This window comes from Mycolicibacterium sp. XJ879, from assembly GCF_053483935.1.
Window position 1 is genome coordinate 1 of sequence record NZ_JBEFTH010000040.1, and the last position, 666, is coordinate 666.

Here is a 666-nt window from a genome sequence, read left to right on the forward strand (position 1 = left end):
CGCTGAGTTGAGGTGGGGCCTCGGTGGGCGACGATTCGGATTCCTACACTCGACCACCACACCACCGAGGTTGCCCGTGTCTGAGGCTACTGCCTGCCCGCCCAACGTTGTTGCCGACACGATCATGCGCACGATCGAGTTGGGGGTGACGATCACCGGTGCTGCGATCGCCGACGAGCTGACCTGGATCGACTGCGGCCCGGTCGAACACGACCCGACATGCCCGAAATGCGGTGAGCCTGGCCAACTGCGTGATCATGTCGAACGAGTCCTGACCGACCTGCCCGTCGTGGGGCACCCGACGCGGTTGCGGGTGCGCCTGCCACGGTTCATCTGCACCGTCGATCGATGCACGGTGACGATCTTTCGCCAGCGCACCGACAGGGTCGCCGCGGCGAAGGCATCGACTACCCGCCGGTGTGCGCGCTGGATTCTGCAACGATTGGCTATCGACAAGATGTCGGTGGCAGTGATCGCCAAAGCCCTTGGCTTGAGTTGGAACACCGTCAACACCGTGGCTGCCGAACTCGCCCGTGAGCTGGTGTTCGGCTCACCTGAGCATCTCGACGGGGTCCGCTACCTCGGGGTCGATGAACACAAATGGAAACACCGCCGCGGGCAAGGAGAGGCCGACTTCGTGACCGTCATCGTCGATCTGACTCCGGT

At 63.7% G+C, this 666-nt stretch carries 1 protein-coding gene; it reads left to right on the forward strand.

The window, feature by feature from the left end:
• Positions 1-76 precede the first annotated feature (76 nt).
• Positions 77-666, forward strand: a 590-nt coding sequence (locus ABQF13_RS25300) for a transposase family protein (protein ID WP_448395553.1), incomplete at its 3' end; no start/stop codon positions are given.